The 22,157-nt window shown below is 41.7% G+C and carries 20 protein-coding genes and 1 tRNA gene; 13 read left to right on the top strand and 8 right to left on the bottom strand.

The features are described from left to right. Positions 1 to 47 precede the first annotated feature (47 nt). The gene (locus tag VK541_RS11220) at positions 48 to 1,100 is read right to left on the bottom strand and encodes a hypothetical protein (protein WP_324370053.1); all 1,053 of its coding nucleotides are present in this window, start codon (positions 1,098 to 1,100) and stop codon (positions 48 to 50) included. Between the two features lie 169 nt (positions 1,101 to 1,269). On the opposite strand from VK541_RS11220, the gene VK541_RS11215 reads away from it, so the two are divergent. The 4 genes from VK541_RS11215 to VK541_RS11200 all read left to right on the top strand — a co-directional run bounded on the left by VK541_RS11215 (position 1,270) and on the right by VK541_RS11200 (position 3,636). After that, entirely contained in the window at positions 1,270 to 1,773 is a 504-nt protein-coding gene (locus tag VK541_RS11215; RefSeq protein ID WP_324370051.1) for a DUF6265 family protein, read from the top strand. Positions 1,774 to 1,841: 68 nt separating this feature from the next. Next, on the top strand, positions 1,842 to 2,915 hold the full coding sequence (locus tag VK541_RS11210) for an acyl-CoA desaturase (protein ID WP_324370049.1): 1,074 nt from the start codon (positions 1,842 to 1,844) through the stop codon (positions 2,913 to 2,915). A 133-nt stretch (positions 2,916 to 3,048) separates the two neighbouring features. Then, positions 3,049 to 3,270, top strand: coding sequence for a hypothetical protein (locus VK541_RS11205; RefSeq protein WP_324370047.1), 222 nt, complete (start codon positions 3,049 to 3,051; stop codon positions 3,268 to 3,270). Positions 3,271 to 3,297: 27 nt separating this feature from the next. Next, complete coding sequence (locus VK541_RS11200) at positions 3,298 to 3,636, top strand: hypothetical protein (RefSeq protein WP_324370045.1); 339 nt, start codon at positions 3,298 to 3,300, stop codon at positions 3,634 to 3,636. 58 nt (positions 3,637 to 3,694) lie between these two features. Here the strand turns inward: VK541_RS11200 and VK541_RS11195 are convergent. Further along, positions 3,695 to 3,771: transfer RNA gene (locus VK541_RS11195), tRNA-Asn, on the bottom strand. A gap of 132 nt (positions 3,772 to 3,903) precedes the next feature. Between VK541_RS11195 and VK541_RS11190 the strand changes: the two genes are divergently transcribed. Continuing rightward, complete coding sequence (locus tag VK541_RS11190) at positions 3,904 to 4,824, top strand: PfkB family carbohydrate kinase (protein WP_324370043.1); 921 nt, start codon at positions 3,904 to 3,906, stop codon at positions 4,822 to 4,824. A gap of 79 nt (positions 4,825 to 4,903) precedes the next feature. Here the strand turns inward: VK541_RS11190 and VK541_RS11185 are convergent, their stop codons facing one another. The 4 genes from VK541_RS11185 to murB form a co-directional block, all read right to left on the bottom strand. Next, entirely contained in the window at positions 4,904 to 5,140 is a 237-nt protein-coding gene (locus VK541_RS11185) for a cytochrome b5 domain-containing protein (protein ID WP_324370041.1), read from the bottom strand. Between the two features lies 1 nt (position 5,141). After that, positions 5,142 to 5,780, bottom strand: coding sequence for a lycopene cyclase domain-containing protein (locus tag VK541_RS11180; protein WP_324370039.1), 639 nt, complete (start codon positions 5,778 to 5,780; stop codon positions 5,142 to 5,144). A 142-nt stretch (positions 5,781 to 5,922) separates the two neighbouring features. Beyond that, the gene (locus VK541_RS11175; protein WP_285060005.1) at positions 5,923 to 6,453 is read right to left on the bottom strand and encodes an RNA polymerase sigma factor; all 531 of its coding nucleotides are present in this window, start codon (positions 6,451 to 6,453) and stop codon (positions 5,923 to 5,925) included. 169 nt (positions 6,454 to 6,622) lie between these two features. Next, positions 6,623 to 7,639, bottom strand: a complete 1,017-nt coding sequence (murB, locus tag VK541_RS11170) for a UDP-N-acetylmuramate dehydrogenase (protein ID WP_324370036.1) — start codon at positions 7,637 to 7,639, stop codon at positions 6,623 to 6,625. Positions 7,640 to 7,795: 156 nt separating this feature from the next. Between murB and VK541_RS11165 the strand changes: the two genes are divergently transcribed. The 6 genes from VK541_RS11165 (at position 7,796) to VK541_RS11140 (ending at position 15,694) form a co-directional block, all read left to right on the top strand. Then, a complete protein-coding gene (locus VK541_RS11165) occupies positions 7,796 to 8,404 on the top strand; it encodes a TetR/AcrR family transcriptional regulator (protein WP_324370034.1) in 609 nt (202 codons plus the stop codon). Positions 8,405 to 8,515: 111 nt separating this feature from the next. After that, positions 8,516 to 9,121, top strand: a complete 606-nt coding sequence (locus VK541_RS11160; RefSeq protein WP_324370033.1) for a TetR/AcrR family transcriptional regulator — start codon at positions 8,516 to 8,518, stop codon at positions 9,119 to 9,121. A gap of 17 nt (positions 9,122 to 9,138) precedes the next feature. Continuing rightward, a complete protein-coding gene (locus VK541_RS11155; RefSeq protein ID WP_324370031.1) occupies positions 9,139 to 10,500 on the top strand; it encodes a TolC family protein in 1,362 nt (453 codons plus the stop codon). After that, positions 10,497 to 11,564, top strand: coding sequence for an efflux RND transporter periplasmic adaptor subunit (locus VK541_RS11150; RefSeq protein WP_324370029.1), 1,068 nt, complete (start codon positions 10,497 to 10,499; stop codon positions 11,562 to 11,564). The genes VK541_RS11155 and VK541_RS11150 overlap by 4 nt, the downstream gene beginning before the upstream one ends. 8 nt (positions 11,565 to 11,572) lie before the next feature. Beyond that, positions 11,573 to 14,767 carry an efflux RND transporter permease subunit gene (locus tag VK541_RS11145; RefSeq protein ID WP_324370027.1) on the top strand — a complete coding sequence of 1,065 codons (3,195 nt, stop codon included), beginning with the start codon at positions 11,573 to 11,575 and terminating at the stop codon, positions 14,765 to 14,767. A 105-nt stretch (positions 14,768 to 14,872) separates the two neighbouring features. Beyond that, positions 14,873 to 15,694, top strand: a complete 822-nt coding sequence (locus VK541_RS11140) for a hypothetical protein (RefSeq protein WP_324370025.1) — start codon at positions 14,873 to 14,875, stop codon at positions 15,692 to 15,694. A 47-nt stretch (positions 15,695 to 15,741) separates the two neighbouring features. On the opposite strand, the gene lpdA is transcribed toward VK541_RS11140, so the two are convergent. Beyond that, positions 15,742 to 17,148, bottom strand: coding sequence for a dihydrolipoyl dehydrogenase (gene lpdA / locus VK541_RS11135; protein ID WP_324370023.1), 1,407 nt, complete (start codon positions 17,146 to 17,148; stop codon positions 15,742 to 15,744). 154 nt (positions 17,149 to 17,302) lie between these two features. Here lpdA and VK541_RS11130 point away from each other — a divergent pair, with 154 nt between their 5' ends. Further along, positions 17,303 to 19,180 (top strand): CocE/NonD family hydrolase, encoded by a 1,878-nt coding sequence (locus VK541_RS11130; RefSeq protein WP_324370021.1) that lies wholly within the window; start codon positions 17,303 to 17,305, stop codon positions 19,178 to 19,180. Position 19,181: 1 nt separating this feature from the next. Beyond that, positions 19,182 to 20,843, top strand: coding sequence for a M1 family metallopeptidase (locus VK541_RS11125; protein ID WP_324370019.1), 1,662 nt, complete (start codon positions 19,182 to 19,184; stop codon positions 20,841 to 20,843). A gap of 66 nt (positions 20,844 to 20,909) precedes the next feature. Here the strand turns inward: VK541_RS11125 and odhB are convergent, their stop codons facing one another. Then, a complete protein-coding gene (odhB, locus tag VK541_RS11120) occupies positions 20,910 to 22,139 on the bottom strand; it encodes a 2-oxoglutarate dehydrogenase complex dihydrolipoyllysine-residue succinyltransferase (RefSeq protein WP_324370017.1) in 1,230 nt (409 codons plus the stop codon). Between the last annotated feature and the right edge of the window lie 18 nt (positions 22,140 to 22,157).

Below are 22,157 nucleotides of genomic sequence, written 5' to 3'. Positions count from 1 at the left end.
AACTATTTTATCCAGTTCCCGGAGAATCGGGCCTATTTAAGGAAATGCTAATGGAATAAGGTACTCAATGGAATCTTCGCCAGGTAAATACTGGTTTTCCCTTCATGACTGGAATAATAGGAGGTCCATAATTCATTTTTAAAGATCAGCATCCCCGGATAGCTGGTATCACCTGCGCTTGGCAGCTTTAAAGTTTTAAGTATTTTCCCTTTAAGGTCTGTGACATAAAACCCGGTAGACGGACCGTCATCGTAAATTCTGGTTCCAATAAGAAGTCTTGTTTTATTAAGAAATATAAAGTTAGGACCGCCTAGTCTATAGTCCAGTTTGTTGTAGGTCCAGTTGGTGTATGGCGGTCTGCTTTCCGCAAGGACTCCCGTCTTGTCGCCTGCTTCTCTTCTGATTAGAATATGCATCATTCCGGCTTCATCAAAGCGGATGGTTGATTCATTTGGCAGATCTTCGACATCCAGCTTCTTTATATTTTGGAAGTTTATGCCGTCAGTAGTTTTCATCAGATAAAGAACCCAGGCGTCTTTGTTTAAGGTTGTACGATCTTTCGCATTTTCCTTTAGCTGGTAGTTGACACCGTATCCTACTCCTTTATACCAGGTTACCCGCCATATCCAGTCCTGAGTCGGATTAATGGAAGGATCGAGAACACATTTTACGGGCACGGAAAAGTTCATACCATTTTTATCAGAGAAAGAGCTCATTGGTACCATCACAGTTGGAACCCCATTCTGAAATACTGCGCCTGCCAAAGTGATCATCAGCTTATTGTCGGGTGTGACAGACAGCTTGGGATCACGAAGATCGAGGTTATTGATTTCCAGTAAGGCTATACTTTCCCATTTTGATCCGTCTTTGGACCTTAATACCCGTATCTTTCCGCTGCTTCCTGCGGCAACATGACTTTCACCCTCCCTGAATGAACAATAAAATGTGTTCTTAAACCTTATGAGATCGGTGAAAGCCTGATGGCCGCCCTTATCCCAGATCTTAAATACAGTTGTGGTATCCTGATACTTAGGTGTTACAGCTTTTGTGTAACCGGACTCACACAGCAGGAAGAATAAGATGAAAAGACATTTTGCCATGATCAAATTTATCGAGGTATTTCTATAAACGAGGCTACGATATTTTATATTACTGATACTTTTATTCATATAGCGCATTTAAATCTGCGTCTGATCCGCCGATAGCTTTGTTGATAATTAAATTGATTATGTATATTTAATTCTTAATTTTTCATTTAATCAGTCGTTTATGAGACACGCTTACACCTTTTTGTTTCTTTTGTTATTTATCGGTCTGTTGCCGGAAACTTATGCCCAGACACCGCCGAAAGGTTCTGTTGCAGATATTGCTTTTATTCAGGGTCAGTGGAAAGCAATTACTCCTGAAGGACAGTCCATTGAGGGGGTTTGGCTGGTGCCTGAGGGCGAAAATATACTTGGCTTCATGCGCATGATGAAAGGCGGCAAGGCAGATCTTTATGAAATACTGGCCTACGAACAATCCGAACAGGGATTGATTTCGATGGTCAAGCACTTTAAACCCGGCTTGACCGGGCTGGAAGAAAAAGATAAGCAAGACCGTTACATTTTTGTGGAGGCAGCCAAAGACCGGGCGATCTTCCAGAAAGAAGGCGGAGGTCTGCGTATTTTATATGAAAAACGCTCTCCTGATCAATTCGTTATTGCCAGGGGCAATGAGGAGAATGGCAAGTGGGTGTTCAAGGATTTGTTTGTGTTTAACCGCTTAAAATAACAACAGCTGTTTTGGGACTGCAACATAGCTCCCAATTCAGCGTTATATAGATACACTCAAATTAACGCATGTCAGCCATCAAATTTAATAATACCGGAAGTCCCTTTTTTAAGTCATTAAAAACGAAAGTCAATCTGTACTTTAGCGAAAATCAGCTTCCCAGGACTGGAGGAAGCAAGCTGTTTTTTAAAAGTATCCTTTTCGCATCTTCCGCTCTTGCCATTTATGCTGTTCTTGTTTTCTTTACCCCTCATCCGCTCATAGCGATTTTGCTCTGCTGCCTGTTTGGAAGTAACCTTGCGGGCGTTGGTTTCAATATCATGCATGAGGGCGGGCACGGAAGTTTTTCCAAATACAATTGGGTCAATTCGGTAAGTGCCTACTCTCTGAATGTTTTAGGGGGCACTATTCATTTCTGGAAACAAAAACACAACATTGACCACCATACGTATACCAATATTGAGGGTATGGACCATGATATAGACATTAAGTTTATGCGCATGCATGAAGAACAGCCTAAAAAGAGATACCATAAGTTTCAGCACCTTTACTGGGTTTTGCTATATGGCATTTCTTACATGGCATGGGTCCTGTACCAGGATTTTGAAAAGTACTTTTCACAGCGAATGGGGAAATCTTCGCTGAAAAATAAAATGGAAATCAAGGAGCACCTGATCTTCTGGCTCACGAAGTCCGCCTACGTATTTATTTATATCATATTGCCAATAATTATGGTTGGCTGGCTCGAGGCACTGGCAGGTTTTGTCCTTGCTGCTGTGGTCTGCGGCTTTACGATCAGTGTTGTTTTCCAACTGGCACATGTAGTTGAAGGAACCCAGTTTCCAGAACCCAGCGAGGAGAGCAATAAGATCGAAAAGGAATGGGCTGTTCACCAAATCAATACCACTGCAAATTTTGCCACCAAAAGCAAGCTGGTTTCCTGGTTTTTGGGAGGGTTGAACTTTCAGGTTGAACATCACCTATTTCCGGGCATCAGTCATGTGCATTACCCTCAGATTAACAAACTGGTTAAAGAAACCTGTAAGGAGTTCAATATTGCTTATCTGGAGCACCGGACCATGGCAAAGGCTTTTTTCTCTCACCTGGTCCATATACGGAACCTAGGCAGAGCTGTGTCTTAAAGCCTTTATTGCAGTTGTAGATTAAAACTGTCTTTTTAGTAATAAACTCATCGTCTTACTCATGTAAGATTTTTGAAATGGTGACGTTTATGAATAAAGTAAGAACTAAATTGGTCATTATACAATCGTCAAAATGGATTATAAAATCAGCTTATCAGACGGCACTACCCAAATCGTTAAAATCATTGCCACTACCTATAAAAAGCTTAAAGTATGGAAGCTTAATTTTACCAACGGAAAAGAGATCATGCTCTATAAAGTTGGCTCCGAATGGCTGCAACGTACCGAAGATTACCTGGAGCAGTGCTACGTGATTGCTATCGGCGCGTATATTGACGGTCTGGAACAGGCCTGATTAAAAGATACCCAAGTATTATTCACAATGAGATACTGCACTATTTTCATCAGCAAATTACCCGCGACAGCAATGGCGGTGTACCCATTTATGATTTTTAAAAATCAGGGGGCAAGCCTCATCAGAAGGGTCATCCGGCATGAACTCATCCATTTCCACCAGCAGTTGGAACTTTTGGTCTTGCCTTTCTATGTGCTTTATTTCTTAAATTATTTGCTGAACCTGCTCATCTACCGGGATCATGATAAAGCCTATCGCAATATTTGTTTTGAGGTGGAGGCGTATGCGAATGATGACAATCCGGATTACCTGCTTCAAAGGAAAACGTATGCCTGGATCAATCGCAGGCCGGAAAAAAAGCGATAAACATGACCGGCTTCAACATAAAAAAGCCCATTTCCGTATAGAAAATGGGCTTTTAACTTGGCTCCCTCTGCTGGGCTCGAACCAGCGACCCTCTGATTAACAGTCAGATGCTCTAACCAGCTGAGCTAAGAAGGAGTACTGGTCTTCCGAAAACGGGCTTTTTGATTCGTTTAGGAACATAAAGCTTTGTCCGTTTTGGGAATGCAATATTAGGGCTTTTAAATTATTTATGCAATATTTGCAGCAAAAAAATATTAAAAAAAATATATGAGCCTGATAATCATAGGAACTGTAGCTTTTGATGCTATTGAAACACCCTTCGGAAAGACCGACAAAATAGTTGGCGGCGCTGCGACTTACGCAGGTTTAGCCGCATCTTACTTTTACGACAAGACAAAAATAGTTTCCGTCATAGGTGATGACTTTGGTCAGGACAACATCGATATCTTTACTGAACACGGGATAGACACTGAAGGGCTACAAATCAAAGAAGGTGAAAAATCATTCTTTTGGTCTGGCAAATACCACAACGACATGAACAGCCGTGATACACTGATCACAGAGCTGAATGTATTGGAAGCTTTTGATCCTGTCATCCCGGAGAACTATCAGGACTGCGAATACCTGATGCTGGGCAACTTAACTCCTGTTGTGCAATCCACGGTTATTAAACGGCTTAAAACACGCCCAAAACTGATTGTACTGGACACCATGAACTTCTGGATGGACATCATGATGCCTGACCTGCTCGAAACGATTAAAATGGTGGATGTGCTGACCATCAATGATGCTGAAGCACGCCAGCTTTCCGGTGAATACTCGCTGGTTAAAGCGGCAAGGAAAATATTAACTATGGGACCAAAGTACCTGATCATCAAAAAAGGTGAACATGGCGCATTGCTTTTCCATGAAGACAAAATCTTCTCAGCTCCCGCCCTTCCTTTAGCGGATGTATTTGATCCTACCGGCGCCGGTGATACGTTTGCAGGTGGATTTATTGGTTATATGGCAAAAGTCGGCACAGTGAATTTCAACAACATGAAAAATGCAATCATTTTCGGATCGGCTCTGGCTTCATTCTGCGTAGAAAAATTTGGAACGGAAAAGATCCTCAACTTAACGGACGCTGAAGTTGCTGCAAGGGTACAGGAATTTGTGAGCCTGAGTGCATTTACTCTTGAGGCGTAAGCAGGTTTTAGAAACATAAGAACACAGTTGGGATGTCCGAAATTAATTCGGCATCCCGTTTTATACCGACTGTACTGTCCTATTTTAATTTGCCAATAACCGTAAATTTTTCAAATACAGTTTCGGTGTGCGGTGCGTCCGGCAATTCGTCGGTGAGGTCCTGTCCTGCCCAATGCTCATAATGTTTTCCTTCCCTCCAAAGTCTGCTTTCGCTCACATCATAAATCAGACCTTTGTAGGCTACCCAGATTTGCGGCTTGTCTTGTCCGTTGCGCAATGCCAGCTGCTGTTTGGTATAAAGAGGCTGCTCTGTCATATCAGGCTGCTTTGCTGAGGTTAGTTTTGCTTTTAAAAAGCTCAAAGAGATATACACTTGCAAGAAGTATGATCATAAAATAAGAATGAATCTGGGCCAAGCCTGCTATGATAAAATAAACAGGAAAAATTAAAATCATATACACCAGGTAAGCACGGTAAAATCTGTACATGAACCTTAATTTATTTAAGTATTCAACATAAATAAGCAGGAGTACCAAAATTACATTGAAAACTATGCTGTATATATTTCCAGATTTATAAGCAAAGAAAAGCATGGCTATACATAGCCCGAGCAACAAATTACTAACTGTAAGACTAAATTTTTGCAGACCGGTGCCTGGAAAGGTCAGGTTCAGAAAACTGTAGATACCTAGTCCTGTAAAGGGCATTAAGATACAAAACAACCATTCTTCTAAAGGCAGGATTCCAAGACAGAGGCCCGTAACATATCGTGAATCAAAAGTCAAAAACCCAGAAAGCTTGAGCATGTGAGATGCGGCAATAAATAAAATGGCCGGGATCAGCGCCGCCGGCAGCGCAAGCGTCCATCCTCCCAAAGGCCTTGTTCTTTTGTTAAAAAAAAGAAATAGCGACAGCAACAGGAGTACTATGTTGACCAATAAATAAGTATAGTTCATGTATCCAAAATTTCAGTTTCAAAAGTATGCTTTTAACCTTACATTAAACCTCCCCGTTCAATATCATCTTTAGCACGCCGCAGAAAAATCTGGATAATAAAAAAGGGGATGCCGTACTGGCATCCCCTTTATCGAAGGCCTATCAGACTATATCTGCCCCGAGAATGTCTTTAGAATATGTTTTCAGGTATTTCTTTAATATCTGACGTGCAACATGGATCCTGGTTTTTACTGTCCCAATCGGAATATTCAGCTCATCAGCAATTTCATGATATTTAAACCCTTCGAAATATTTGATAAAGGGCACGTAGTACTCTGGCTGTAAAGTAGCCAGGGCTTTATTGATATCACTGATCACAAATTTACTTTCACTGCTGTTTTTAGCTGCGCTATAATGCAGATTGGCTGAGGAAATATCATCAGACTGGGTGATTAATGAATTGGTTTTCACTAGTCTTCTATAGTTGTTAATAAAGGTGTTCTTCATAATGGTGAATAACCAACCCTTCAAATTTGTACCTTCTTTAAATTTACTGTAATAGGTCACTGCCTTCAACATGGTATCTTGTACTAAGTCGTTTGCATCTTCTATATCTTTAGTAAAATTTAAAGCGAATGACTGCAAAGAAACCGAATGGTCGTTTAGCTGGAGGTTGAATTCATTTTTTGTCATAATGTTTTAAGTTTTAGGGTTAAAAAGGCAAACAAACAGAGTTTTATAAGTGGCGCTTATCAGTTTGTTTAAACTTACATTACTAAAACATATACAATTGGTATACCAAAAATTACTTCCAGTATTGTCAAATTAATTTTCAGGGCTCTGAGGCATGCCCTGCCAGATGTCACAGAATATTTACCTCTCTTTCAAGCCCAACATGAAATTTGGCATCCACAGCAACGACGATCTGTTCTGAAAAACTATACACTTCCTGACCGGTAGCGTGACCGTGGTTCACGAGAACCAGTGCCTGGTTTTTCCAGGTTCCCGTTTCTCCGCTTACTATTCCTTTAAATCCGCATTGTTCTATAAGCCATCCAGCTGCAAGTTTTACCCTTCCGTTCGGAGCAGGATAATGGACTATCCCCGGGAATTGTTTTAAGATAGGAGCAAATTCATCCTGGCCGATAACCGGGTTTTTAAAGAAACTGCCGGCATTACCTATAGTTGAGGGATCGGGTAATTTGCTAACCCTGATGTAAGATACCACAGCTGACACATCCGAGATAGTTGGTGATGCTATATTCCTATTGGCCAGTTCTTCTTTAATGGCCCCGTACTGAATGTTCAAATCCGGGGATTTGCTTAATTTTAAACTGACAGATGTGATAATGTACCGACCTTTGAGCTCGTTTTTAAAAATACTGTCCCTGTATCCAAACCGGCAGTCTTTATAGTTAAACACTTTAGCTCTTCCCGTTGCTATCTCATATGCAACACAGGATTCAAATACATCTTTGAGTTCCACGCCGTATGCCCCTATATTCTGGATCGGGGACGCACCCACTGTCCCAGGAATGAGACTTAGGTTTTCTATGCCGCCAAAACCCCGCTGAACACAATACTGAACCAGATCATTCCACACCACACCTGCTCCGCTTGTAACGATCACATTATCTCCATCTTCAATTGACTTTATCCCCTGGATGGCGACTTTTATCACAAGCCCGTTAAAATCTTTTGTAAACAAGATATTACTTCCGCCGCCCAAAACCAAAAGTTTTTGTTCTTGAATAAGGCGGGATTTCAGCAATTGAACCAAATCACCTTCATTAACGATTTCTGCAAAATATCGTGCGTTCACGAGTATACCGAATGTATTGTATGGCTTTAAGGATATGCTTTCTTGCAGGACTGACATAGAATGAACAGATTGATAATTGTACAAATGTAATTGATAACAGGAGTGTAATAAACATGATAAAGATAATATTTAAAAAAATTTCCTATTTTTCGGCTCTATTGTAAAGATGTCTGAGGGTGTAAGGATGTCAAAAGGCGGCACATTATTGTTTATATGGAAAATCAGGATAAAAAAAGAGTATTAATTATTGAAGCTGCACTAAAGAGGTTCGCTCACTACGGCCTTTCTAAAACCACGATGACCGAGATCGCCAAGGACATCTCTTTTTCAAAAGCACTTTTATATTACTATTTTCCTGACAAATTAAGCTTGTACGTCAGTACCATCGAATACCTGATGCAGATCATGAGCAGGGACCTGGTCAGGTCAATTGATAAAACCACCACCTCAACGGAAGGCGTACTTAAGCTTCTTCAAAAACGGCAGAGCTATATCCAGAAATACTATAACCTTTTTGAATCCAATCAGATTATAGGTAATGATCTGCCAAAGGGCCTCAACGAGAAATTTCAGCGTGCAAGAACTTTTGAAGCGATCATTTTAAGTTCCCTGTTTAGCCGGGGAATAGCCAGCGGCGAACTGGCTATGGAAGATCCGAAACTTGCTACTGACATCTTTATAGACGCCTTGTCCGGAATACATTTTAACATCCTTACCAAGGATAAAAACATTCAACCCGCAAGGGAGCAGTTTAAACAGATTTTCATAAAAGAGCGGATGTTTGCTGAAATCTTCCTCTCAGGACTGCAATCCAGGCATTAATTGTCATTTATCTGTAAGTTTTAAGGAATTTCATCATTAAAATTCCTTAAGCAGGATTATGGCTGTATTTTTGACCCTTAGAATAAAAAAGTCAGAAAGTAAAAAAGTAAAATGGTAGAAACAGATAAAAAAAGGGATGTAATTATAGAAGGGGCGATTAAGCGTTTCATACATTATGGGATTAACAAAACCACTATGAATGAGATCGCTGAGGATTTATCGGTATCCAAACCCTCTTTATATTACTATTTCCCTGACAAGAACAGCCTGGTACTGGGCGTCATTGATAAAATATTTACCGACTACTTTGAGATCGTCGAAAAGGACAAGGTCTCGGATATCTCCCTTGAAGATCGTCTGGGCATTTTTACAGAAGTTAAGCACCGTTTCTTTCAAAAATACTACATGCTTCATTTATCGGGCGGCAGCCCGGACTCTTCTCTGAATTCGGATGAACTGAAGAGTCATTTCCTGAAAATGAAAAAGAAAAATGAAGATTTTCATGCGGAAGTATTTAAGCGGGCAATAGAAAAGGGGGAAATAGCCCCAACTGATGTAAACAAGATCGCGGAGCTGTATCTTGAAAGCCTTGCCGGCATCACCTCACTCTGTATCATGCATGGCAACAAAGAGCTTTTCCCAAGTAAAAAGGAAATGAAAGCCATGCTTGAAAAACAACTCAGCCTTTCCAAAATATTTATAAAAGGACTTCAATAGACTACTAACTATATCATATGAATACGATTATTAAACAGATAAAAACAATTTCTTTATTGCTGCTAGGTTTAGTTTTGTCCAATGTGGCCAGTGCCCAGCAATCGCTGACGCTGAAGGATGCGCTCAATTATGCCGTACAAAACAGTGTCAATGTCCGTAAAGCTAAGCTGGATATCGACGCAGGGAAATATAAAACCGAGGAAATCAGGGCACAGGCTTTACCGCAGCTAACCGGTAGTGCGAGCTTAACCGACAATCTCATTATTCAAAGCATTGTTTTGCCTGGTGAATTCTTTCAAAAGCCGGGTGAAGTGATTGTTGCCAAAGCAGGAACAAAATACAATGCTGGAGCTGGTGTTCAGTTAAATCAGCAGCTTTTCAATCAAACAGTTTTCACAGGACTCAAGGCTGCAAAAACGAGTGAAAGTTATTATAAGCTGAGCGCTGATCTTTCTGAGGAACAAATCATAGAACTGGTCGCCAACAATTATTATTCCGTGCTGGTAAACAGACAGCAACTGAATGTTATCGACACCAACATCAAAAATGTGCAAGTTGTAGAAAAGATCATCGCCAACCAGTACAAGAACGGACTGGCAAAAAAAATAGATGTAGACAGGATCAGTGTAAACATGACCAATTTACTGACACAAAGAGAGCAAATTATAAATGCGATAAGACAATTGGAGAACCAATTGAAATTTTCAATGGGAATGCCTGTGGAAACAGCTATTGTATTACCTTCTACAGAATTAACTGAAGTATCCCAATTGCCGGAGATGTCGGAAAGTATAGATCTGGACAACCGTACTGAACTTAAGATAGCGCGTGTTCAGAAAGAGCTTTACACTTTGGATAGAAAAGCTAAAATTTCAGAATACTACCCGACACTAGCACTAAACAGCAATTATAACTACAGTGGAGTCAGCAATAAATTTGATCTCTTCAAAGGCGGAAATACAACTGCTAACTGGTTTGATATCGCCTCGGTGGGTGTTACATTAAAGATTCCGATTTTTGACGGCTTCGCCACACGTTCAAGGGTACGTCAGGCTGATGTAAACCTTAAAAAGGTAGAGGAAGACATCAGGCAAACAAAAAACTCCTTAAATCTGGCTTACGAAAATGCAAAGATCGGATTGAGGAATAACATGAATACAATTAACGCGCAGCGTAAGAATGTGCTGCTTGCACAGGAAATTTATACCAGTACCCAAAACAACTATAACAACGGACTGGCAAACCTGACAGACCTGCTGGAGACTGAAAATTCTCTGACAGAAGCCCAGAATAATTACAATCAGGCATTACTTAACTATAAGATTGCCGAAATACAATTAATCAAATCAAACGGAAATATAAAATCACTTTTACAATGAAAAGAATAATCATTATCATAATCGTAGTTATTGTTGCCCTTGGTGCAATAGCTTACGTTTTAACTAACAACAAGAAGAAAAATGCCGAGAAAACTGCTTTCATAGCTGAAGGCGGTGGTGCTGTTGCTGTACGTATTGCATCAGTAGAGAAAAAAGTTGTGGATTTGGATTTTATTGTAAACGGTGTGTTTGCGCCAAACCAGGAATTGAATTTTATGGCTGAGAATGCAGGTCGTGTGAGCAAGATCTTCGTAAAAGAGGGTGACCGCGTGAGCAGAGGACAGGTGATTGCCCGTATTGATGCGGAGATCATCAACACTGACCGGGAAACTGCTGAGGCTAATCTGCAAAATGCAGTTAGGGACGAAGCCAGATACAGTAGTTCATTCGCCACCGGCGGTGTAACCCAGCAGCAACTGGACCAGGCCAAACTGGCGGTTCAAAATGCGCGTTTGAAATTGCAAAGTGCGACCAGAAAGGTAAGTGATGCCAATCTTAAATCTCCGATCAACGGGGTCGTGAATAAAAAATATGTGGAAGTAGGTGCTTTCGTGACTGCACAGGGAACGCAAATGTTTGAATTGGTTGATGTTTCCAAGTTGAAACTTAAAGTAAACGCGAATGAATCTCAGGTAGCCAGTATCAAAACAGGCGATCAGATCGACATTAAATCTTCTGTTTTCCCTAATGAGAAATTTTCAGGAAAGGTTACTTTCATTGCGGCAAAAGCCGATGCCACTTTAAATTTTCCTATCGAAGTTGAAGTAGCAAATAACACAAAAAACAGTTTAAGGGCAGGCATGTACGGAACTGCGGTTTTCAATTTCCCTAAACAAGCGCCAAGCATTTTAATTCCCCGTACATCTTTTGTAGGTAGCGTGAGCAGCAATCAGGTTTTTGTGCTGGATAAATCAACCAGCACCGCAAAAGTTCGCAATGTGGTAACAAGCCGTATTTTGGGTGATAACGTGGAGATTGTTGACGGCTTGAAAGAAGGCGAAACAGTAATCACCAGTGGACAAATTAACTTAGCCGAGGGCACTGCGGTTAGCGTGGTTAAATAAGAAAGAAAATGAAGATAACAGACATTTCTATACAAAGGCCTTCACTGGTAATTGTGGTATTTACTGCACTTACTTTACTTGGGCTGTTAAGTTACTTTTCGTTGGGTTATGAATTACTTCCTAAGTTCTCTAACAACGTAGTATCTATTTCAACTATCTATCCCGGGGCATCGCCTGCCGAGGTTGAAAATACCGTAACCAAAAAAATTGAGGATGCGGTATCATCGATGGAAAACATCAAGAAAATAAACGCAGTTTCGTTTGAGAGTTTATCTACAGTGACGATTACTTTAACGGACGCAGCAAACATCGATATTTCACTGAACGATGCGCAGCGTAAGGTAAATGCGATTCTTTCTGATTTGCCTGAGGACGTAAAAACGCCTTCGCTTAGTAAATTCTCCCTCGATGATTTACCGGTGATCACCATGTCTGCTTCTGCAAATATGGATGACATCACGTTTTACGATTTGATTGATAAACGTATCGCTCCTGTAATTTCAAGAGTTAGCGGTATTGCCCAGGTAAATCTAATCGGCGGTTCTGAACGTGAAATCCAGGTTTCATTGGATGCCGACAAATTGCAGGGTTATAATCTTTCTGTTCCGCAAGTTCAGCAAATGATTTTAAGTTCAAATTTAGATTTCCCGACAGGAAGTATAAAAACGCAAAACCAGGATGTTCTGATCCGTTTGTCAGGGAAATACAGAAGCATTGAAGAGTTAAGAAACCTTGTTATAACTACTTCAAAAGACGGTGCACAAATCCGTTTAGGTGATGTTGCGGATGTTCAGGATTCCCAAAAAGAAACCGAAAAACTTGCTCGTATCGATAGAAAAGCTGCCATTGCCATTCAAATTATTAAACAAAGTGACGCGAATGCAGTAGAGGTAAGTAAAGGGGTACATGCTGTTATTGACAAACTTAAACTGGAATATGAAGCCAACAAACTTGACATCAAAATTGTCAACGACAGCTCAATCTTCACTTTAGAATCTGCAGATGCTGTAATTCATGACTTGATCCTTGCAGTCGTTCTGGTGGCTTTTGTAATGCTTTTCTTTTTGCACAGTTTGCGTAATGCGTTAATTGTGATGGTATCTATTCCGGCCTCATTAATTGCGACATTTATTGGCATCAGTCTCTTTGGTTTTACACTAAATCTAATGTCCTTGCTTGGCCTGTCTTTGGTAGTAGGTATCCTCGTGGATGATGCGATCGTGGTGTTGGAAAACATCCAGCGACATATGGAAATGGGTAAAAACAAGGTTAGGGCAGCTTCTGACGCAACAAGAGAAATTGGCTTTACTGTGGTATCTATTACCCTTGTAATTGTGGTCGTATTTTTCCCTATTGCAATAAGCTCCGGCCTGGTGTCTAATATTTTGCGTCAGTTTTGTGTGGTTGTAATTATTGCTACACTTCTTTCGTTGGTTGCTTCTTTTACTATTGTACCGTTACTTTTTTCAAGATATGGTAAACTGGAACATATTGAAGGCAAAAACATATTTGGCCGTTTCATTTTGTGGTTTGAAAAGCAATTGAGAAAATTCACCATCTGGATTACAGGTATTTTAACATGGTCATTAAACCACAAGAGACGTACGATGATCGCCGTAATCGTGTTATTTGCAGGGGCTGTATGGTTGCCAATTGCTGGTTTTATTGGGTCTGAGTTTTTCCCTAAATCTGACAAAGGTGAGTTCCTGGTTCAGATTGAACTGCCTAAAGATGCTCCCCTGGAGCAAACCAACTTCTTCACACAAAGAGCTGAGGCTTTCTTAAGCAAACAGCCTGAGATTACCCAGTTGATTACTACGGTTGGACAGGCAAGCGGCGATTTCGGGGGTACGCAGGCAACTGCTTATAAATCTGAGATCAATGTTAAATTGGTGGAACGCGACAAACGTGAAGGTGTGTCTTCGGATATTTTCGCTACTAAAATGAGTCGCGCCCTGGCTAAGGAATTGGTTGGAGCCAAGGTAAAAACGGTTCCGATCAGTATTTTGGGTATTGCAGAAAATGCACCAATCCAATTGGTTGTGATGGGCTCAGATTTAGACAGTGCGTTGAAATATGCTGAAGGTGCACAAAAAGTACTTGCTGGTATTCCCGGTGCGACTGAAATCAAATTATCCGTAGAAAAAGGTACACCCGAAATCAATGTTCAGGTAGACCGCGATAAAATGTCAGCTGTCGGCCTGACCTTACAAACTGTTGGTACCACGATGCAAACTGCATTTAGCGGTAATACTGATGGTAAATACAGAAAAGGGGAGTACGAATATGACATCAACATTCAGTATCAGGATTTCAACAGAAAAAATATAGACGATGTTCGCAACCTGATATTTGTAAATACTGCAGGTGCACAAATTAAGCTGTCCCAGTTTGCAACCATTACAGAGGGTTCGGGTCCAAGTCAGCTGGAACGTTTAAACAAGTCTACTTCTGTGACTGTCAAAGCGCAATCCATTGGCCGGCCAACGGGTACGGTTGTTGCCGAATTCCAGCAAAAACTGACAGACCTGCAAAAGAACGGCAAATTGAAAGCCCCAATCGGGGTAAGCTATGCATGGGCGGGTGATCAGGAAAACCAGGCAGAAGGATTTGGCACTTTGGGTATTGCATTACTAGCTTCGGTCCTTCTGGTTTATCTGATTATGGTTGCCCTTTATGACAGCTTTGTGTATCCATTGGTGGTCATGTTCTCCTTGCCACTGGCCTTGATCGGGGCCTTTCTTGCATTGGCCCTGACCAACAATTCAATAGGTATTTTCACCATCTTAGGTTTAATCATGCTGATGGGATTGGTTGCGAAAAATGCGATTATCCTGGTCGATTTTACAAATCACATGAAAGCGGAAGGAAAATCTACAATTGAAGCGCTTGTTTTGGCCAACCATGCACGTTTAAGACCTATCCTGATGACAACCATCGCCATGATTTTTGGCATGCTCCCTATTGCCTTGGCGAGCGGTGCTGGTGCAGAATGGAAGAACGGCCTGGCCTGGGTAATCGTTGGCGGATTAACAAGTTCATTGTTTTTAACCCTGATTGTAGTGCCAGTTGTTTATTTAATTTTCGACATCATGCTCGATAAATTAGGTTTTAATAAAAAAGGTAAAACAATAGATGAACTGATGACAGAACCCTACAAGCACAAGGATGTATTAGAATATGATTTAGATAAAAGTCACTAAATCGACGAACAAAGCAGAGAAGGTATAGAAAAGAGGAACCCTAAAAAGTTCCTCTTTTTTTTATTCTCCAAACAATTATAATTACTTTGTTGTATTATTTGCATCATGCTGAAATACATCACTTTAATTATCTTGTTTTACAATTTTTCATTCCACTCAAAAGCCCAGCACCCACCGGTGTTTGAAGGAATGCTAACAGACACTGCTTTCGTAACGTTGAATGATCTTGACATCAACCTTGTCAAATATAGCTATGGCAAACCTAAGATCAACTTTTTAGCCATTCACGATGATGAAGATACAGGAGTTAAAGCCGCATTCGAATACATTAGGTTTAGCGGGGGCTCCATAATTGATTGCCAGTATGGAGGTACCCGAAACTATAAATTCTCCCATAAAGGTGTGGATTTTCAAACAGACCCAAACAGCATCTATTCTTATGGCGGAAGAGTTATGGGTTTGGACAAGTACAGGAACACAGATAATGACGATGTGATTAAACAATTGGAAGTAGCCTCAAAAATGATCCTCAATTACTACAATGCCAAAAAACTTGGTTATATGTTCACCCTGCACAATAATGCCGATGGAGGATTTGGAATATCTTCTTATTTGAAAGGCTACGAGCTTGAAGAGACAGCCGATTCTGTACACATTAACTTTGAGGCAGATCCTGATGACCTGATTCTGGTTACTGATCTGGCTCTTTTCAATAATTTCAAGAAAAAGAATGTAAATGTGATCCTGCAGTCTGACAGAGGACCGGACGATGGTTCGCTTTCTGTATATGCGATGGAAAACAAGATCCCTTATATCAATGTGGAAGTACAGCATGGACATCAGTATGAACATCTGCAGCTCATAGAAATCGCTATAAAGGTCTTGTACGAAACTTATCCGGATTTAGCAAAGAAGGCGGCAGAATAATCTGTCGCCTTCTTTGCTAAATCCGGCCCTAAGGCGCGTGAATTTTATTAAATATGTATGGGTCTGTTGTCGGTTGCCGCCATTGCAGCTTCTTTAAACGCTTCCGTATAAGTTGGGTGAGCATGGCAGATACGGGCAATGTCTTCCGCGGATGCCCTGAATTCCATAGCAACTACAGCTTCCGCGATCATATCCGCAGCACGCGGGCCGATCATGTGCACCCCAAGGATTTCATCTGTTTTGGCATCAGCAAGTACTTTGATAAATCCATCGGTATCCATACTGGCCTTGGCTCTGCCGCTCGCCTTGAAAGGAAATGAACCTGATTTATATTGTACTCCTTTTTCTTTTAACTGCTCTTCTGTCTGACCAACCGAAGCAACCTCCGGCCAGGTATAAACCACACCAGGGATCAGGTTATAATTGATATGCGGTTTCTGTCCCGCAATCCGCTCTGCAACATATACGCCCTCATCTTCTGCTTTATGGGCAAGCATTGCGCCTTTGATCACATCACCTATGGCATAAACACCGGCAACAGCAGTCTCCAAATGCTCATTGACAGGAATCTTGTTTCCTCTTTCCTCGGTTTTGATGCCGATGTTTTCCAATCCCAAACCAGCGGTATAGGCAGTACGGCCAACAGCTACGATGCAGTAATCAGCATCAAATGTCACCTTCTCGCCTTTTGCATTGTCAGCGGTAACAGTGACTTTCTTGCCTTTTACACTTGCTCCGGTCACTTTATGTCCCATAAAAAACTCCATGCCCAGAGATTTTTTCAGCACACGCTGAAGCTCTTTTCCCAGACCTCCGTCCATCGTTGCGATAATCGAGGGCAGGAACTCAATCACAGATACTTTAGTCCCTAAACGGGCGTATACAGAACCCAGTTCAAGTCCGATTACCCCTCCGCCTATTACGATCAATTGTTTTGGCACTTCGGTAATGTTGAGGGCTTCAGTAGAAGTAATGATCCGTTTTTTATCTATAGGTAAAAAAGGCAATGCAGTAGGCTTGGATCCTGAAGCAATAATGACATTCTTTGCAGTTATGGTTTCGGTTTTACCGCCTTCTCCGGTGATCCTGATTGTATTTTTGTCTGTAAACGATCCGACTCCCTCAAAGGCATCAATTTTATTTTTCTTAAATAAATATTGGATACCGGCGGTATTTTGTGCTACCACATCGTTTTTCCGGGCAATCATTTGTGGCATATTAACCTTTAGGTCTTTGAGATCAATGCCATGAGTTCCAAAGCTGTGCGCTGCGTTATGAAAATGTTCCGAAGAATCTAATAATGCTTTTGAAGGAATGCATCCGACGTTCAAACAGGTTCCCCCGAAAGTTTTATATTTTTCTATAACTGCCGTTTTCAAACCTAACTGAGCACATCTTATTGCTCCAACATAACCGCCCGGACCCGAGCCAATTACAACTACATCATATTGCATATAAAGGATTTTTTTACGGTGCTAAGTTAATAAACCTATGTTGAAATACTTAGCTAATTAAAAAGATTGTAATTTCTTTGACCATTTCAATGCCATTTTTAACACTAAACATTTGCATTTGCTATATTTAGATTTTAAATCTTATTATATCATCATGATCCCTTTCAAACTCCGCTGGCTCACTGTTATTTCTATTTTTTTTGCGGCTCCCGCCCTTGCCCAAACTACTGATTCTGTTTATGTGCTCGAAAATTACACTAAAGTAGAGCAGCAGATCACGATGAGGGATGGTGTTAAGTTATTTACTTCGATTTATATCCCTAAAGACCCGTCTAAAAAATTTCCTTTTCTAATCAACAGAACCCCTTATACGGTAGCTCCTTATGGTGCTGACAAATTCAAAACAAATCTGGGTAATTTTCCGGCAATGATGCAGGAAGGTTTCATTTTTGTATACCAGGATGTGAGGGGCAAATGGATGAGTGAAGGCACTTTCGATGACATCAGGCCACAGGTTGCCAATAAGAAAAGTAAAAAGGATATTGATGAGAGTACTGACACCTACGACACCATCGACTGGCTGGTCAAAAACATAAAAAACAACAATGGTAAAGCCGGGATATGGGGCATCTCCTACCCAGGATTTTACTCCACGACTTCATTACCGGGTGCCCACCCTGCGTTAAAAGCCGTTTCACCTCAGGCTCCCGTTACGGACTGGTTCAGGGGTGATGACTTTCACCACAACGGGACACTGTTCCTGATGGACGCCTTTGGTTTCATGAGTACGTTTGGAGTACCGAGACCTAAACCGATCACTCCGGAAAAAGGACCGAAAAGCTTCCAGTTCCCTATTGCTGACAATTACCGTTTTTACCTGGAATCTGGTTCTGTTAAAAATCTGAAAGACAAATACTTTGCAGACAGCATTAAATTCTGGAATGACCTTTTTGCGCACCCCAATCTGGATACTTTCTGGCAGGCGAGAGACATCCAACCGCACCTGACCAATGTAAAACCTGCCGTCATGGTGGTAGGAGGTTTTTTCGATGCGGAAGATGCGTATGGAACTTTTGCTACTTATAAAAGTATAGAAAAACAAAATCCCGGTGCTAATAATATTCTGGTAATGGGCCCCTGGTTCCATGGCGGGTGGGTGCGCAGCACCGGGAGCAGCTTTGGTGATATTGAGTTTGGACAGGCCACCAGTACCGATTACCAGAAAAATTTTGAACTTCCTTTCTTTAAATATTACCTCAAGAGTGAAGGGGATTTTAAACCTGCCGAAGCGAATATCTTTGTGACAGGGAGCAATGAATGGAAAAAATTTGACACCTGGCCACCGAAAGACACAAAAACCAGGACGCTTTATTTACAGCCAAACGGAAAGCTCAGTTTTGAAAAAGTGGGCAGAACAGACAGCTGGGATGAGTATATAAGCGATCCAAATCATCCGGTCCCTTATCAGGATGGTGTGCAGGCTAAAAGAACCCGTGAGTATATGATAGACGACCAGCGCTTTGCGGCCCGCCGTCCTGACGTTAAAGTATATCAGACCGAAGCGCTGACGGAAGACATTACGCTGGCTGGCCCGCTTATGGCCAACCTCGTAGTATCAACGACCGGATCAGATGCTGATTATGTGGTTAAACTGATTGATGTTTATCCGGAAGATGCTGCAAGTCCATCCCCCAATCCAAAAAACATCATCATGGGTGGCTATCAGATGCTGGTCAGAGGGGAGATCATGCGTGGTAAATACCGCAATAGTTTTGAGAGACCGGAAGCAATTGTGCCCGGAACAATTACAAAGGTAAACTATACATTACCTGATGTCGCCCATACCTTTAAAAAAGGTCATCGCATCATGGTACAGATCCAAAATTCCTGGTTTCCGCTGGCAGACAGGAACCCTCAAAAATTCATGGACATCTACCAGGCTGAACCGGCCGATTTTCAAAAAGCAACACATCGTATTTTTCATGACGTACACAATTCTTCCGCATTAACCATCACCGTATTGAACCCGTAGCATGAGAAAGATCCTGCCCCTAACCGTTATCTTTTTCTGCCTGTTCATTGAATCCAGGGCGCAACTGATCAGCGGAAAAGCCAATTACACGAAGGCGGATACGCTGAGGGGCATGCTCACACCCTTGCGTACCTGTTATAATATAGACTATTATCACTTAGATGTTAAAATAGATATCGAGCGTAAATTCATCGGCGGCAGCAATGAATTTGTGTTTACTGCTGCGCAGAACTTCAGCAAACTTCAATTCGATTTGTTCAGTAATATGAAAGTAGAGAAGGTTGTATATGACGGACGCGAACTACTTTTTGAAAGAACATTTAATGCCGTGTTTGTTACATTTCCCAAAGAAATCAAAAAGGGATCTAAAGGACGCTTTACTGTATTTTACTCGGGCAATCCGGTTGTGGCTGTAAATCCGCCATGGGACGGAGGTTTTATCTTTACGAAAGACAGGTCCGGCAACCCTTGGGTATCAGTAGCGTGTCAGGGTTTGGGAGCGAGCGTCTGGTGGCCTACCAAGGATCACCAAAGCGATGAGGTTGACAGCTTGTTAATTAGTGTAACAGCGCCCGCGGACCTGCAAACCGTTGCCAACGGACGCCTTCGCAGCATTGTTCAAAAGCCCGGCGGCTATGCTCAGTCCAACTGGTTTGTATCCAGCCCGATTAACAACTATAACGTGAGTTTATATATTGGCAAATATGCGCACTGGACCGACCAGTATCAGGGTGAAAACGGGAGCCTTTCTTTAGACTTCTGGTCCTTAAAGGAGGACAGTACAAAAGCCCGCCCGCATTGGGACGCTGATGTAAAACCGATGCTCAAATCCTTTGAACATTGGTTTGGTCCTTATCCGTTTTACAAAGACGGGTACAAACTTGTACAGGCACCTCATCTGGGAATGGAACATCAAAGCGCAGTTGCATACGGCAATAAATTTAAAAAAGGATACCTTGGCGGAGACCTCTCAGAAACAGGCTGGGGACTGAAATTCGACTTTATTACCATCCACGAAAGTGGCCATGAATGGTTTGGGAATAACATAACAACCAAAGACATAGCAGACATGTGGGTGCATGAAGGCTTCACAAATTACTCAGAGACTTTATTTACGGAATCTGAATACGGTAAAGCTGCAGGTTCAGAGTACGTCATTGGGATCAGAAAAAAGATCAGGAATGACATCCCCCTCATTGGACCCTATAATGTCAACCATGAAGGATCGGGGGATATGTATTATAAAGGAGCGAATCTAATACACCTGATCAGACAGCTTGTAGATAATGATGAAAAATTCCGGGGCCTGCTGCGTGGATTGAATAAAACTTTCTACCATAAAACAGTTACCACGAAAGAAATCGAAACTTATATAGCGACACAATCCGGCCTCAAGCTGGACAAGATCTTTGATCAGTACCTGCGTCATACACAAATTCCTGTATTGGAGTATAAAATAAGGAATAACCAGCTGAGTTACAGATGGGCCAAAACAGTGAAAGAATTCAGCATGCCAGTGAAGGTCACACTTAAAAAAGACATTTATAACTGGATCACACCAGCAGCAGCCTGGAAAACAATCCCAGTGAACAAGGAACTTACCAATGAAAATTTTAGGGCAGATCTTAATTTTTACATTCTAACAAGAAGGGTTGATAAATAGATCATAGTCAAATAAAAAAGGACGCTCTACCTAAAAAGCGTCCTTTTTTATAGATCTACAGGCAATCTATATGCCTAAAAGCAGTCTTGCCGGATCTTCCAGTAATTGTTTCACTCTTACTAAAAACCCAACAGATTCTCTTCCGTCAATGATCCGGTGATCGTAAGATAAGGCTACGTACATCATCGGGCGGATGACTACCTCGCCTTTTTCTGCGACCGGACGTTCAATGATATTGTGCATACCTAAAATTGCAGATTGTGGTGCATTGATAATTGGAGTTGACATCATCGATCCGAAAACACCGCCATTGGTAATGGTAAATGTTCCGCCTGTCATTTCTTCTATGGTCAGTTTGCTGTCGCGTGCTTTAGTAGCCAGTTCAATAACGGCTTTCTCGATCTGAGCCAGGCTCATGCTTTCAGCATTTCTAATGATCGGCACTACCAGGCCTTTTGGAGCGGAAACCGCGATAGAGATGTCGGCAAAATCATTATAAACGACAGATTCCCCATCTATACGTGCATTTACCGCCGGGAAATCTTTGAGCGCCTCACAAATAGCTTTGGTAAAGAAACTCATGAAACCCAGACCAACACCATACTTTTCCTTAAACTGATCTTTATACTTTCCGCGCAGATCCATAATAGGTTTCATGTTCACCTCATTAAACGTGGTCAGCATGGCAGTTTCATTTTTAACTGTTACCAGGCGTTTTGCCACAGTTTTACGCAGTGGCGACATTTTTTCTCTGCGCTCATTTCTTGACCCCGCAACAGGGACAGCAACTGATACCTTAGGTGCTTCAGTCTTAGCAGCCGGCTGGGCTGCTTTTTCAGCATTCTGTGCATCCTCTTTGGTAATCCTGCCATCAACGCCGGTTCCTTTAACAGCATCCGCAGCAATTCCTTTTTCGGCCAGTATTTTACCAGCTGAAGGCGAAGGTGTCCCGCTTGCATAGCTCTCGCCCGATTTTTCTGCTACAGGGGCAGCTGCTTTGTCTTCAGCTACCGCAGGCTTCTCTTCCTTAACTGCTGCAGGCGTAGATTTTGGAGCCGCTCCGCCATCTTCAATTTTGCAAACTACAGCGCCAATAGCCAGGGTATCTCCCTCAGCTGCTACTGTTTTTAAAGTTCCCGCTTGCTCAGCAGTCAATTCGAATGTTGCCTTATCAGATTCCAATTCAGCAATTACCTCATCCATTTCAACTGCATCACCGTCGTTTTTCACCCAGCGGGATAAAACAACTTCGGTTATCGACTCGCCAACCGGCGGAACTTTTATTTCTATACTCATAACGGTGTATTATTTTAT

This window comes from Pedobacter sp., from assembly GCF_035317785.1.
GTDB lineage: Bacteria > Bacteroidota > Bacteroidia > Sphingobacteriales > Sphingobacteriaceae > Pedobacter.
This window is presented reverse-complemented; position numbering and strand designations above follow the sequence as displayed.